The organism is Alteromonas sp. ABH4_457, from assembly GCF_056160625.1.
On sequence record NZ_JBSWXN010000001.1, the window covers coordinates 390,144 to 404,257 of the forward strand.

General features: G+C 49.2%; 11 protein-coding genes. 9 read left to right on the plus strand and 2 right to left on the minus strand.

From position 1 onward, the window contains the following. The first annotated feature begins 2 nt into the window (after nt 1–2). A complete protein-coding gene (gene aceF, locus ACXAGR_RS01600; protein WP_474847715.1) occupies nt 3–2,000 on the plus strand; it encodes a pyruvate dehydrogenase complex dihydrolipoyllysine-residue acetyltransferase in 1,998 nt (665 codons plus the stop codon). 143 nt (nt 2,001–2,143) lie between these two features. Next, entirely contained in the window at nt 2,144–3,562 is a 1,419-nt protein-coding gene (gene lpdA, locus ACXAGR_RS01605; protein WP_474842882.1) for a dihydrolipoyl dehydrogenase, read from the plus strand. A 77-nt stretch (nt 3,563–3,639) separates the two neighbouring features. On the opposite strand, the gene ACXAGR_RS01610 is transcribed toward lpdA, so the two are convergent. Next, nucleotides 3,640–4,707, minus strand: a complete 1,068-nt coding sequence (locus tag ACXAGR_RS01610) for a LysR family transcriptional regulator (RefSeq protein ID WP_303572906.1) — start codon at nt 4,705–4,707, stop codon at nt 3,640–3,642. A 130-nt stretch (nt 4,708–4,837) separates the two neighbouring features. Here ACXAGR_RS01610 and ACXAGR_RS01615 point away from each other — a divergent pair, with 130 nt between their 5' ends. The 7 genes from ACXAGR_RS01615 (at nt 4,838) to ACXAGR_RS01645 (ending at nt 13,234) form a co-directional block, all read left to right on the plus strand. Continuing rightward, nucleotides 4,838–6,082: an efflux RND transporter periplasmic adaptor subunit gene (locus tag ACXAGR_RS01615; RefSeq protein ID WP_474847717.1), complete on the plus strand. Its 1,245-nt coding sequence runs from the start codon at nt 4,838–4,840 to the stop codon at nt 6,080–6,082. Next, entirely contained in the window at nt 6,082–9,249 is a 3,168-nt protein-coding gene (locus ACXAGR_RS01620; RefSeq protein ID WP_474847719.1) for an efflux RND transporter permease subunit, read from the plus strand. Before ACXAGR_RS01615 ends, ACXAGR_RS01620 begins: the two co-directional genes overlap by 1 nt. Nucleotides 9,250–9,399: 150 nt before the next feature. After that, nucleotides 9,400–10,110, plus strand: coding sequence for an SIMPL domain-containing protein (locus ACXAGR_RS01625; protein ID WP_474847721.1), 711 nt, complete (start codon nt 9,400–9,402; stop codon nt 10,108–10,110). A 106-nt stretch (nt 10,111–10,216) separates the two neighbouring features. Further along, nucleotides 10,217–10,507 (plus strand): DUF1289 domain-containing protein, encoded by a 291-nt coding sequence (locus ACXAGR_RS01630; protein WP_474847723.1) that lies wholly within the window; start codon nt 10,217–10,219, stop codon nt 10,505–10,507. Nucleotides 10,508–10,605: 98 nt separating this feature from the next. Then, nucleotides 10,606–11,430 (plus strand): HDOD domain-containing protein, encoded by an 825-nt coding sequence (locus ACXAGR_RS01635; protein ID WP_474847725.1) that lies wholly within the window; start codon nt 10,606–10,608, stop codon nt 11,428–11,430. A gap of 60 nt (nt 11,431–11,490) precedes the next feature. Then, nucleotides 11,491–12,312, plus strand: a complete 822-nt coding sequence (locus ACXAGR_RS01640) for a DUF481 domain-containing protein (protein WP_474842870.1) — start codon at nt 11,491–11,493, stop codon at nt 12,310–12,312. Between the two features lie 172 nt (nt 12,313–12,484). Continuing rightward, nucleotides 12,485–13,234, plus strand: a complete 750-nt coding sequence (locus tag ACXAGR_RS01645) for a DUF481 domain-containing protein (protein WP_474847727.1) — start codon at nt 12,485–12,487, stop codon at nt 13,232–13,234. 76 nt (nt 13,235–13,310) lie between these two features. Here the strand turns inward: ACXAGR_RS01645 and ACXAGR_RS01650 are convergent, their stop codons facing one another. After that, a complete protein-coding gene (locus ACXAGR_RS01650; RefSeq protein WP_474847729.1) occupies nt 13,311–14,114 on the minus strand; it encodes a substrate-binding periplasmic protein in 804 nt (267 codons plus the stop codon).

Sequence of the window (14,114 nt, forward strand, 5' to 3'; positions counted from 1 at the left end):
ACATGGCAGATATTAAAGACGTACTGGTACCGGATCTGGGTGAAGATTCGGTAGAAGTAATCGAAATTTGCGTAGCAGTGGGTGACTCCGTAGAAGCGGAAGATGCACTGGTTACGGTAGAAAGCGACAAAGCCAGCATGGATATCCCTGTACCGTTTGCCGGTAAGGTATCTGAGCTGACTGTAAAAGTTGGCGATAAAATTTCTGAAGGCGATTTACTGGCGAAACTGGAAGTAGCGGGTGACGCAGATAGCGCACCTGCGGCTGAAGAAAAGCCTGCTGAAGCGCCGAAAGCAGAAGCACCAAAAGAAGAAGCGCCTAAGCAGGAAGCAGCGCCGGCTGCTTCTGGCAGCACGTCTGTGATTGAAGTAACGGTACCGGATATCGGTGACGCTGCTGACGTAGACGTAATCGAAATTCTGGTAGCTGAAGGCGATACCGTGGAAGCGGAAGACGGCCTGATCACTCTTGAAACTGACAAAGCAACCATGGACGTACCTTCGCCGCAGGCGGGTAAAGTGGTTAGCCTGAAAGTAAAAGAAGGTGACAAGGTGTCTGAAGGTTCTCTGGTTCTGACTCTGGAAGTCGGTGGTGGCGAAGCTGCTGCGCCTGCACAGGAATCAGCTCCGGCGGAAGCGCCGGCACCAGCAGCAGAATCTGCGCCGGCCGCTGAAGAAGCGCCTGCAGAAGAAGCTGCGGAAGAAGAAATTGAAGTTCAGGTACCTGATATCGGTGGCGATACTGATGTAGACGTTATCGAAATTCTGGTTGCTGAAGGCGATACCGTGGAAGCGGAAGATGGCCTTATCACGCTGGAAACTGACAAAGCGACCATGGATGTGCCTGCACCTAAAGCCGGTACCGTTACCAAACTGCTTATCAAGCAGGGTGACAAAGCGTCTCAGGGTACACCGGTTATTATGCTGAAAGTGAAGGGCGCGGCGAAACCTGCTGCACCTAAAGCGGAAAGCAAGCCTGCAGCAGCGCCGGCTCCTGCCGCGCAAGCGCCTCAGCAGAAAGCGCCGCCGGTTCCGCACCATCCGTCTGCAGGCAACAAGCCTAAGACCGGTAAAGTGCATGCGTCTCCTTCTGTACGTCGTCTGGCCCGTGAATTTGGTGTTGATCTGACGCAGGTTGACGCAACAGGGCGTAAAGGCCGTATTCTGAAAGAAGACATCCAGTCTTACGTGAAGCATGAACTGGCCCGTCCGAAAGCGACAGCCGGTGCCGTAGCGTCTGGCAACACAGGTGGTGGCTTACAGGTTATCGCACAGCCTAAAGTTGATTTCTCCAAGTTTGGTGAAATTGAAGAGAAGCCGTTAACCCGTATTCAGAAAATCTCCGGTCCGAACCTGCACCGTAACTGGGTAACCATCCCACACGTTACGCAGTTCGAAGAAGCGGATATTACTGATCTGGAAGATTTCCGTAAGCAGCAGAACGTTATCGCTGACAAGCGCAAGCTGGGTGTGAAAATTACGCCGCTTGTGTTCATGATGAAAGCGGTAGCCGACGCACTGAAAGCGTATCCTGTATTTAATACTTCACTTTCTGCGGACGGTGAGTCTTTAATTCAGAAAAAATACTACCATATCGGTATAGCAGTAGACACGCCGGGAGGCCTGGTTGTGCCGGTTGTCCGTGATGTTGACAAGAAAGGCATCATGGAGATTTCCAAAGAGTTGATGGAAATCAGTGTGAAAGCCCGTGACGGTAAGCTGAAAGCTGCTGACATGCAAGGTAGCTGCTTCACCATTTCAAGCCTTGGTGGCATTGGTGGTACAGCATTCACGCCAATCGTTAATGCACCTGACGTAGCCATCCTTGGCGTATCGAAGAGTGATATTAAACCGAAGTGGAATGGTAAAGAGTTTGAGCCTCGTCTGATGGTGCCGCTGTCATTGTCATACGACCATCGTGTTATTGACGGCGCGGTGGCAGCACGCTTTGCTGTACACTTAAAAGCAGTTCTGGAAGACATGCGCCAGATGTTGCTTTAGAAAATGAGTGAAGGGGAGGGTTGATTACCTCCCCTTTGTGATTTTTATGATCATAAAGCCAAGTTGGCTTTACAGGGCTCGCAAGCCCTAGTTACAATCCGTAACGCATATTTATCAAATATTTGGACAGATTTGAGGTCACAATGAGCGAAATTAAAACGCAATTAGTCGTATTGGGTGCAGGCCCCGGCGGTTACTCAGCCGCTTTCCGCGCAGCCGATTTAGGTATCGAAACCGTCATCGTAGACGCCCGTGAAACACTGGGTGGGGTATGTTTGAACGTAGGCTGTATCCCTTCAAAAGCCCTGCTGCACGTCGCTAAAGTGATCAAAGAAGCCAAGCATTTGTCTGCGCACGGCGTAACCTTTGGTGAGCCAAAAATCGATTTAGACAAAATCCGTGAGTACAAAGACGGTGTTGTTGGTCAGCTGACAAAAGGTCTGGCTGGTATGTCTAAAATGCGTAAAGTTAAACACGTTCAGGGTTACGGTAAGTTTACCGGTGCGAACACCCTGGAAGTAGAAGGCAAAGACGGCAAAACGACTATCTCTTTTGAGAAAGCGATCATCGCTGCCGGTTCAGAGCCGGTATCTCTGCCTTTCATCCCTGAAGACGATCGCGTAATCGACTCAACCGGCGCACTGGAAATGAAAGATATTCCGGAAAAAATGCTGGTACTGGGCGGTGGTATCATCGGTCTGGAAATGGGTACAGTTTACGAAGCACTGGGTGCGAAAATTGACGTGGTTGAATTCCTTGACCAGTTAATCCCTGCTGCTGACAAAGACATCATGAAAGTCTTCATGAAAGACTATAAAGACAAGTTCAACATCATGCTGGAAACCAAAGTGACCGCGGTTGAAGCAAAAGATGACGGCTTGTATGTAACGTTTGAAGGTAAGAATGCACCTTCAGAAGCAGTTCGCTACGACAAAGTGCTGGTAGCGGTTGGCCGTCGTCCTAACGGTAAACTGATCGGTGCTGATGCGGCTGGCGTTACTGTTGATGAGCGTGGTTTCATCAACGTAGACAAGCAAATGAAAACTAACGTTGACCATATCTTCGCAATCGGTGACCTCGTTGGTCAGCCTATGTTGGCGCACAAAGCGGTTCATGAAGGTCATGTTGCTGCTGAAGTTATTGCAGGTAAGAAGCATTACTTCGACCCACGTTGCATTCCTTCAGTTGCTTACACTGAGCCGGAAGTTGCCTGGGTTGGTCTGACTGAGAAAGAAGCGAAAGAACAGGGCATTAACTACGAAACTGCAACATTCCCGTGGGCAGCTTCTGGTCGTGCAATCGCGTCTGACGCAACTAACGGTATGACCAAGATGATTTTCGATAAAGACACTGCACGTGTTATCGGTGGTGCAATGGTTGGTACCAACGCCGGTGAAATGCTGGGCGAAATCGGTCTGGCTATCGAAATGGGTGCTGATGCAGAAGACGTAGGTCTGACTATCCACGCTCACCCGACGCTGAACGAGTCAATCGGTCTGGCGTGTGAAATCTTCGAAGGCAGCATCACTGACCTGCCTAACCCTAAGGCGAAGAAAAAGTAAGTTGTTTAACAGCTGAATAAAAAAACGAGGCAACTGCCTCGTTTTTTGTTTTTACGACTGACGTTTTAAGTCCCGAACTATTTGCTCATGGTGGCTTTGGAAGGTGAGCCCACTGATTTTACCGGTTTAGGTGTCACTGTTAATCCGCCTTCACACTGCTTGTCTGACTGACGGGCTTTCATCGATTTTACTGTCTCCGGGCAATATCCTTTGCGGCAACACTGGCTCAATCTGGCTTCATGTTGTGCACAGCGTTCGTGGATAATACGGACAACATGACGACGCAACCATTGCAGACCCTGGTCCACGTCCTGACGTTTATGCCATAACAAAGACACAGGCGTTGGCATAATTTCCACCGGTGTTTCGAATACGGCCAGGCGGCCGGCAAAAATATCGTGCTCTACCACTAATGACGGCGCCACACAGATAAGATCGGACTGCTCAAGTAACGGCGGCACATTGTGAAAATCGTTCACCGTCATGGCGATCCGGCGGCTCAACCCTAAATTATTCAGTACCTGGTCTGTGGGACCGGTGGTATCGCCGGTAATAGACACTAACAAGTGTTGTGCATTGACAAATTCTTCCAGCGTTAACCGTTCTTTCGCCAGCGGGTGCTCAGGGCGCATAACAACCACATATTTAGGCTCAAACAGAAACTCTGAACGGATAACTGAATTCGGTGCTGTGTACTTACACACAGAGAGTTCGGCCTCTGCGTCAGTTAATATTTTCTCACTGTCACTGTTCGGGTTCGGAATCGCGAAAATATTAATACCCGGCGCTTCCCGCTCGATGATTTGGCGGAGCGGACCCCATATCATTTTTACCAATGTATCAGTGGCAGCAATACGAAACGTACGTTGCGATGTGGCCGGATCAAACACGGTAGGGTTCACGGCGGTTTCAAGCTGACTCAGCGGCCCCTGAATCTGTGTCCATAAGTTGCGGGCAAAAGAAGTCGGTTGTATACCTCTGCCGTCTTTAACAAATAACTCATCACCCCAGGCCGAACGCATACGGGACAGGGCATTGGAGACAGCCGGCTGTGTCATTGCCAGTCTGTCAGCGGCGCGGGTAATAGCCCCTTCAGTCATGATGGCATCGAAAATCATCAGTAAATTTAAGTCTTGTGTTCGCATAGCAGCACTCCGGTGAACCTTCGATAAATATATTACATGGAATGATGTGTTGTATATAGAAAGATAATTATTTTTATTGATTCGCGGTGTGCATAATGCGCAGCATCCACACTCAACGAGATCGCCAACCATGTCTGCATTAATAAAATTCTCTTTAGCATTATGGGTCACCATTCTGTTAACCGCTTGTGGCGGAGAAGAAACAAACCCGGCTAATCAGGCTGCTGCCAGCACAGCTCCGCCTGCCATTCCTGTTGATATTGCGCCTGTTATTCATCAGGAAATCGCTCAATGGGATACTTTTACCGGTCGCCTTGAATCGCCGCAAACAGTTTCTCTGCGCCCGCGGGTATCAGGCTACATTGACTTTGTTGCCTTTGAAGAAGGTGAATGGGTTGAACAGGGACAAACCCTGTTTCTTATTGATAACCGCGCGTTCAAAGCTGAAGTCGACCGCTTATCTGCCCAGCTAGAAGATGCACAAAGCCGCTTACGTTTAGCTAAGCAGGACTTAGAGCGGGCTGCGTCATTGCGCCGCACCAATGCAATTTCGAAAGAAATTGCTGATGCCCGTCAGGCTGCAGTTGAACAGGCTGAAGCCAGCGTGTCTTCAACCCGTGCTGCATTAGATTTAGCGCAGTTAAACCGGGGTTTTGCCCGTGTTGAAGCGCCTATTTCAGGTCGTGTTTCCCGTGCCAATATTACTGCCGGTAACTATGTCACCGCCGGTCAAAGCGTACTGACCAGCATTGTTTCAGTCGACCGCCTTTACGCCTACTTTGATGTTGATGAAAGTACTTATCTTGCATATACCTCTGCGCCTTCTGAAGTGTCTCAGCCACTTGATCAACTGACCGTGGCTATGCAACTAAGTAACTCTGAGAAATTTGAGCATTGGGGCCAACTGGACTTTGTTGATAACCAGGTCAACCCGAATACCGGCACAATCAAAGTGCGGGCGGTGTTTGATAATACTGACGGCCGGCTGGTACCGGGATTATTTGCTCACCTGCGTCTTGCCAGCGGTGAATCCCGCGATCGTATTTTAATTGATGAAACGGCCATCGGTACCGATCTCAACAACAAGTTTGTTCTGGTTGTCGATGAAAACAATGTTCTGGCTTACCGCGCTGTGACGCTAGGCGACAAAGTCGGTGCGCTCCGCTTTATCGATGACGGGTTATTCCCTTCAGACAAAATTGTCGTGAACGGCCTGCAGCGCGTCCGCCCCGGTGCCACTATTGCTCCTACGGAAGTATCTATGCACAGCAGCGAAGCCTTCGAGCAGTTGCAGGTTTGGCAGCAAAATATAAATCAGAACAGTGACCTGGCCGCAAATGCATCACCTGCGAATGCGCCTGAAGGAAGTCGTTAATGAATCTGTCTACGTTTTTTATACACAGGCCTATATTTGCCGGGGTGTTGTCACTGCTGATCTTTATCGGCGGTGCCATTGCCGTGTGGCAATTGCCCATAACGGAATATCCCGAAGTGGTGCCGCCTACCGTGGTGGTCACTGCTAATTACCCGGGGGCCAACCCTAAAATCATTGCAGAAACCGTAGCCAGTCCGTTAGAACAGGAAATCAACGGGGTAGAGGATATGCTGTATATGTCTTCTCAGGCTAACTCTGATGGCAGAATGACACTGACCATTACTTTTGCAATCGGTACCGATCCGGATGCTGCTACAACACTGGTGCAAAACCGGGTTAACCGCGCTTTGCCACGTCTGCCGCAGGAAGTGCAGAGACTGGGTGTGGTGACCGAGAAGTCTTCGCCGAACCTGACCATGGTTGTGCATTTAACATCGCCGGATAGCCGTTATGACATGCTGTATTTGTCGAACTATGCTGAGCAAAATGTCAAAGATGAACTGAACCGTATTAATGGTGTGGGCGAAGTGCGCTTATTCGGTGCCGGCGAATACTCCATGAGAGTCTGGCTGGATCCGAATAAAGTGGCCGCACTTGGCATGAATGCCGGTGATGTGATTTCCGCTATTCAGGCACAAAACCAGCAGGCAGCCGCAGGTAGTCTTGGTGCCCAGCCAGCCGGTGGCAGCGAGTTTCAGTTACTCATCAACGTTCGCGGTCGTTTACTGGATGAACGCGAATTTGGTGACATCATCATTAAAACCGGCGAGTCCGGTGAGATTTCACGGTTAAAAGATGTGGCCCGTATTGAGCTGGGAGCGGATTACTACACCTTACGTTCGTTACTGAATAATCGTCCGGCCGCTGCGTTACCTATTTTCCAGGCGCCCGGTTCTAATGCGATTCAAGTCAGTGATGATGTGCGCGCTACCATGGCTGAATTGTCAAAAGCCTTTCCGGAAGGACTGGACTACGACATTGTGTATGACCCCACAGTCTTTGTGCGCGGTTCCATTAAAGCCGTAGTGAATACTCTGTTCGAAGCCGTATTACTGGTTGTATTAGTTGTTGTGCTGTTCCTGCAAACCTGGCGCGCATCCATCATTCCGCTGGTTGCTGTGCCTGTATCTCTGGTAGGTACGTTTGCATTTATGCAGCTCATGGGCTTTTCATTAAATGCGTTATCCCTGTTCGGACTGGTGTTAGCTATCGGTATCGTGGTGGATGATGCCATCGTTGTGGTTGAAAACGTCGAGCGGAATATCGCTGCCGGGCATTCGCCTGTAGAAGCCACAACCATCGCCATGAAAGAAGTGACAGGGCCTATTATTGCCACCACCATGGTACTGGCAGCGGTGTTCATTCCTACGGCATTTATGTCCGGACTCACCGGCCAGTTTTATCGTCAGTTCGCCCTGACAATTACCATTTCAACGGTGATTTCAGCCATCAACTCGCTGACGCTGAGCCCTGCATTATCGGCCTTGTTGTTAAAGTCTCATGATGCACCCAAAGACTGGCTCACCAGAGGCATGGATAAGGCGCTGGGCGGATGGTTGTTTAATCCGTTTAACCAGTTCTTTGACCGTGGCGCTAAAGCGTACACTGCCGGTGTGGGTTCTCTCATTCGTAAATCCGGCATCATCATAGTGCTGTATGCAGGATTACTGGCACTCACATGGCAGCAGTTCAGCAGTACGCCTACCGGTTATGTGCCGGCTCAGGACAAAATGTATCTGGTTGCGTTTGCCCAGTTGCCTGACGCGTCTTCACTGGACAGAACGGAAGACGTGGTACGTCAGATGTCCGCGATTGCGTTGCAGCAGGACGGCGTGTCTGATGTCGTGGCATTCCCGGGGTTGAATATTAACGGGTTTACCAACAGCCCCAGTTCCGGTGTAGTGTTCTTCCCGTTAAAGCCTTTCGCTGACAGAGAAGGGAAGGGGCTCACTGCCGGTGCAATTGCCGCGCAGTTAAACCAGAAGTTTGCAGCAATTAAAGAAGCGTATGTCGCCGTGTTTCCGCCTCCGCCTGTGCTGGGCTTAGGCACAATCGGCGGTTTCCGTCTGCAGTTGCAGGATCGCGGTAATCTGGGTTTTGAAACCTTAAATGAAGTCACGCAGCAAGTGGTGCAGAAAGCCTGGGCAGACCCGGTACTCACCGACACATTCAGCAGTTACCGCGTGAGCGTGCCGCAACTGGATGTGGACGTGGACCGCACCAAAGCCATAGGAATGGGCGTGAACATTGATACGTTGTTTGACACCTTACAAGCCTATTTAGGATCGGTGTATGTGAATGATTTCAACCTGTTCGGACGCACCTATCAGGTGAATGTGCAGGCTGACTCTCAGTTCCGTCAGGATGCAGAACAGATCCGTCAGTTTAAAGTGCGCAATGCGCAGGGCGAAATGATTCCGTTAGGCGCGTTTTTAGACATCAATCATACCGCGGGACCGGACCGGGTTATGCACTACAACGGCTACGTTACCGCTGAAATCAACGGTGCCCCTATGCCAGGTTTCAGCAGTGATGAGGCGAAGGTCGCTATCGAGAAAATCCTTGATGAAACCCTGCCGATTGGCATGACGTATGAGTGGACAGAATTAACCTATCAGCAAATTCTGGCCGGTGATGCGTCAATGTATGTATTCCCGCTGGTGGTGTTGCTGGTGTTTCTGGTACTGGCTGCACAATATGAAAGTTTGTCGCTACCACTGGCCATTATCCTTATCGTGCCTATGACTTTGCTCAGCGCGTTAATCGGTGTGGGCATTTACGGCGGAGACAACAACATCTTCACCCAAATCGGGCTCATTGTGTTGTTTGGTCTGGCCACGAAGAATGCCATTCTGATTGTTGAATTTGCTAAAGAACTGGAAGAGGAAGGGCACACTGCGCTGGAAGCAGTAAAAGAGGCATGTCGCCTGCGTTTGCGCCCCATTCTGATGACATCCATTGCCTTTATTATGGGTGTGTTGCCCATGGTAATTTCGACCGGAGCCGGTGCAGAAATGCGTCAGGCCATGGGCGTAGCGGTATTCTCAGGCATGATTGGTGTTACCTTCTTCGGATTGGTATTAACACCTGTATTTTATTACCTGCTACGCCGGAACCGCAAACCGGCACCCGCCTTAACGTCTCAGGCGCAGTCCCACACAGCTTAGACCCGACGTGGGACTCCTTTTGCCGCCCTCCCCGGGCGGCTTTTTTATGTCAAAGACACAATTCATCACAATTTGATCGTAGTAATGCCTTTTTCATTACGTATCCTCAGAGCATTGATAAATCAACGCCAGACAAGAAAAAGGAAAATTATGAGTAAAGCAGCTGCCGCTATTATTGGCACAGGACTGGTTATCGCATTTGCCGTGCTGGGAGGCCAGCTGGCAACGGCGCTGGTGGATTTTAAAACCTGGGACAGAGTTGTTACCGTGAAGGGGTTGTCAGAACGGGAATATCCGGCAGACCAGGTGATCTGGCCGATACAGTTTACTGAAGCCGGCAATGATCTCTCAGCACTCTATGACACGCTGGAAAGCCATTCAGATAAAATTACCGCATTCCTTACAACCAGCGGCATTAGCGCTGACGACATCAGCTTTAATCAGCCGGTGATCACCGATAAGCTTGCGCAACAGTACGGCGGCGATAACAGGGTGGAATTCAGGTACAGTGCCAGCCAGACCGTAACCGTGTACTCAACCGATGTAGAAGTGGTAAGAAAAGCCATGCCCGATATTTCTGATCTCGTTAAACAAGGTATCGTGTTTTCTAATCAGCAGTGGGATGCTCAGCCTCAATATGGTTTCAGCCGGTTGAATGAGGTGAAGCCTGACATGATTGAAGAGGCAACAGTAAATGCCAGGGAAGTGGCTGAGAAGTTCGCCCGGGATTCTCAAAGCCGGATAGGTAAAATTAAGCGGGCTAATCAGGGGCAGTTCACCATTACGCCACGGGATGCGCATCAACCGCACATCAAAAAAGTCAGGGTTGTTTCAACTATAGAATATACCTTAACCGACTAACTGATACGATGTTCAGATTGCGGTGCACACGGCATAGCGTCTACACTAACTGCCTGGAATAACGGTGCGGCCGTATGGGGTTGCACACCTGGCAAACGGGGGCTTCATGGCAGTAAAATCGAACCATCCTGATCAGATGGAAATTTTTGCTGTACCCAGTCCCTGTATTGGTGTTTGTCAGGCCGGTCCGAAAGGCTATTGTCTGGGGTGTTACCGTACCCGCGACGAGCGTTTTCACTGGCTGCAGATAAATGACGCCGCCAGACGAACCGTGATTAAAGCCTGCCAGAAACGTAAAGCCATGGCATTGCGGCAACAACAGCCCGAGGATGGCGGGCAGGCAACGGTTGAAGAACCTCAGCAACAATCTTTATTTTCAGACAACGGGAAGCAGTAACATGGTCACAGCAATCAGGCTGTTGTCTGTATCGCGTTTTCTCCCGTATTTACAATAAGTTGCTATACTTAAAATCAAGAAATAAACAAGGTTTACTCATGTCGATGGAAAAGTACGTCAGTTACGCCACACAGTCTTTTACGTTCCCGAATATTTGTCTGAAAATCCGGGAAGTACTGGATGATCACCGCAGCGACATGGATGATGTGGCGAAGCTCATTGCCGTTGATCCGTCGCTGACGGTAAAAATTCTCCGTCTGGCTAACAGCGCTTTATTCCGCTTTCCTTCCCAGATTGATTCCATCGCCAAAGCGGTCAGTGTTATCGGGGGCGAGGCGCTGTACAACCTTGTGGTAGCAGAAACAGCGAATACAGCATTCAAGCACTTCAACAGTGCTCATATCCGGCTGGACAAGCACTGGTATAAGTCAGTGTATAACGGGTTACTGGCCAAAACGCTGGCCAAACAGTCAAATATCCGCGGCAGTGAACGGTTCTTCGTGATGGGCATTCTCTGCCATTTCAGCGAACTGGTGGTGGCCAAAGAAGACCCTGAACTTTATCTGGCGTATCTTGAAGATAAGTCCGGTGACTTACCATGGGAAAAGCAGGAGAAGCACTTCGGGTTTACCTTTGCAGCCTGTTCCGGGGAAATTATGGAGCAATGGCGCTTGCCCCTTCCTCTGTTTTTCCCGGTAAAATATGTTCACAATACAAGGAAACACGCTGAAGAGGCGGATATAGGTTTGTTGGCGTGTTCAATGCGGGTTACAATTCGGGAAATCATGAAACCGGAGTACGGCGGTATTGAACTTTTCACGCCGGAAATGGCCAATACGTTGTTGGTTGAAGGAGAAACGATGGATAACGCGATAGCCTGGACAAATGCTGAGGCTGAAAAAGTATCTGCGCTAATCCTGTAGAAAAACAAGGTCGCCACGGACGGTTCATAACAGTGCGCTAAATAAAAAATATTAAAACCCATGTTAAATCCGTTTACTGCGAGATTACTGGTCGTTGTTGTCTTATTTTCCGGCAGCATCACCGGCGCCATGGCCGCCGACCGGAATCTTATACAAACTTTATATCATTCCGACTTCGACGAAGTGGGTGATGGCGGGCAGCCCCGCTTTACCCTGGACGGAGAAGTTGGTCTGTTGTCTGCGTCAGGGAATACCAATGCTAATTCCCTGAAAGCGGCCTTACATTCTGAACATGAAACTGCGAAATGGAATAATAACTACTTCGCAGAAATGCTGTACAAGCAAAGCAAAACAGAAAACGATGACGGTGAAACCACCAGTGAAGTTACCGCTCAGCGTTTTTTTGGTTATGCGCAATTTGATTATAAACTTATGACGCCCGGACAACGTACTTTCATGTACGCTGACTATGAGAATGACCGGTTTAACGGTTATAAGTACCGGTCCTCACTAGCAGCAGGCTGGTCTCAGCGATTGTGGAACGAGGATGAAAGTTCATTTCGTTACAGCGTAGGCCCGGGTTATGCTTTCGTCGGGGTGGAAGAGGGTACTGAAACCAATGTGAATAATGGCCTGATTGCAAGAGCGTCAGGTGAGTATCAGTATCAGTGGAACACGGGGGCACAGCTTCGTCAGTTTATGAGTGCAGAGATCGGAGCTGATAATATTAAAACCAAATCAGTCACCGCTTTATCAGCCAATTTATTTGATTCGCTAGCCATGAAACTTGCATTCAATCTGGCTTATGAAACCGAACCTCTCGAAGATGTAAAAAGTGTAAATACGGAAACCACAGTCTCTGTGGTTTACCGTTTTTTCTGAAGAATAATAAAGCGACGACGCTGAAGACAGCGCGCATCTGGCCGGGCCATCAGGATGGCTACCGGGCTTTTGGATGGGGAACAATCACTATCATGGATGATATACGCTTTGCCGGCCTGAACGGAGTCTGTTCAATACCGGTATCATGGAAACACATATTTTAGGAATGCAAATGAAAAAGCAACTTTTAGCTGTCGCTGTGCTCAGCGCAATGGGTACCACTTCTGCAATGGCACAAGATGATGCTAAACCGTTTACTCTGGAAGGTGGATTAGGTTTCATCTTTACCTCCGGTAACACGGAAACCACGTCTATTAACGCGTCTTTAGAAGGCCATCAGGAACTGGAAAAGTGGAGTAACGACTACACAGTTGAAGGTCTGTACAAGAAAGAAACGGTAACTGACGACGACACTGGCGAAGACGTAGAACGTACTTCTGCACAGAAATTCTTTGCTTCAGGTCAGGGTAACTACAAGCTGGAAAATCCTGATTACCGCTTATTCGGATTCGCCTCATACGAAGATGACCGTTTCAGCAGCTATAACTACCAGTCTACTGTCGCTGCCGGTTGGAACCAGAAGGTTTGGCAAAACGACACAACGTCTTTAGAGTATTCAATCGGTCCTGGTTACTCCTGGGCAGAAACGCAAGAAGACGTTGAGCAAAACAGTTTTATCGTTCGTGCTTCCGGTGCATTCGAATGGCTGATTTCTGATACAGCGAAATTTTCTCAGACAGTGAGTACGGAAGTGGGTGATGAAAACACCAAGTCACGTGCAGAGTCTGCACTGACCGCCACCATCAGCGGCAACCTGTCGATGAAGCTGTCAGTTAAACTGGACCACAACTCCCGTGTAAACGAAGGCGTTGAAAAGCTTGATACTGCCACAGCGGTAACACTGGTATACAGCTTCTTCTAAGCCTTATCCGTTGTGAATGAATATAAAAGCCCTGATTTACAGGGCTTTTTTGTGGGAGTTACTCAATACCTTCAGATTATCTTCTGTCAAAGTTCACCGGCTTCTCCGGAGTCTGATAGTACCCTTCTCTGAGCAGGCGTTTGAAACGGTCCAGTTCACCTTTTTCTTTCAGGTTATTCAGGCCTCTGTTAAACAGCTCCAGCACCAATCGCTTTTCTTTGTTTTTAGGTATCAGCAGGTGAGTGGTGACAGTAGAAACCAGCGGGCTTATCTGGTGAATTTCATCCCGTTCTGCTTCGCTGAAATCACGTTGCAGAAGATACCAGCCGGTTAATTCATCGATAGGGAAAATATCTGTGTCGCCGTCGATCAACTGGTTGAAGTTTTCATCGTCAGTGTCTGCCGTGCTGATGTTTTTGCCTTCTTTAATGTATCGGGACAGCTCATTGTTATAAAGATAGTCTTTCGTAACCCCCATGGTGTAGCCGTTCAAATCATTCAGACCTGACCACATATCGGGACCGGATTCATTGTTGACGTAGAAAACCAGGTTTTCTGATGTGACTGGCTCGCTGTGCCAGAAGGTCTTTTCCCGATCCCGCACATAGTTGCCGTATGAAATGGCGTCATATTCGCCATTCTCTGCACCTTCCAGTGCGTCTTCCCAGGAAACGTAAATAAACTCAGCCCGTACACCGGTCTCCAGAAACACTTCGCTGATGATGTGATTCATGTAGCCGTTGTGTTCCATCTCTTCAGAGGTATACGGTGCGTATTCTGTGGTGGCAATTTTCACCGTCATCCAGGCGTGAGCCATAGCTGCGGCGGGTAACAACGCGGCGGTCAGCAGCGCTGTTTTAATGAGTCGTAGTAATAACAT

Excerpts from the sequence above, each read along its gene's own strand:
- ACXAGR_RS01615 (WP_474847717.1), top strand. The coding sequence starts at position 4,838 with ATGTCTGCATTAATAAAATTCTCTTTAGCATTATGGGTCACCATTCTG.
- ACXAGR_RS01645 (WP_474847727.1), top strand. The coding sequence starts at position 12,485 with ATGAAAAAGCAACTTTTAGCTGTCGCTGTGCTCAGCGCAATGGGTACC.
- ACXAGR_RS01625 (WP_474847721.1), top strand. The coding sequence starts at position 9,400 with ATGAGTAAAGCAGCTGCCGCTATTATTGGCACAGGACTGGTTATCGCA.
- ACXAGR_RS01620 (WP_474847719.1), top strand. The coding sequence starts at position 6,082 with ATGAATCTGTCTACGTTTTTTATACACAGGCCTATATTTGCCGGGGTG.
- ACXAGR_RS01610 (WP_303572906.1), bottom strand. The coding sequence starts at position 4,707 with ATGCGAACACAAGACTTAAATTTACTGATGATTTTCGATGCCATCATG.
- ACXAGR_RS01640 (WP_474842870.1), top strand. The coding sequence starts at position 11,491 with ATGTTAAATCCGTTTACTGCGAGATTACTGGTCGTTGTTGTCTTATTT.
- ACXAGR_RS01650 (WP_474847729.1), bottom strand. The coding sequence starts at position 14,114 with ATGTTATTACTACGACTCATTAAAACAGCGCTGCTGACCGCCGCGTTG.
- ACXAGR_RS01630 (WP_474847723.1), top strand. The coding sequence starts at position 10,217 with ATGGCAGTAAAATCGAACCATCCTGATCAGATGGAAATTTTTGCTGTA.
- aceF (WP_474847715.1), top strand. The coding sequence starts at position 3 with ATGGCAGATATTAAAGACGTACTGGTACCGGATCTGGGTGAAGATTCG.
- lpdA (WP_474842882.1), top strand. The coding sequence starts at position 2,144 with ATGAGCGAAATTAAAACGCAATTAGTCGTATTGGGTGCAGGCCCCGGC.
- ACXAGR_RS01635 (WP_474847725.1), top strand. The coding sequence starts at position 10,606 with ATGTCGATGGAAAAGTACGTCAGTTACGCCACACAGTCTTTTACGTTC.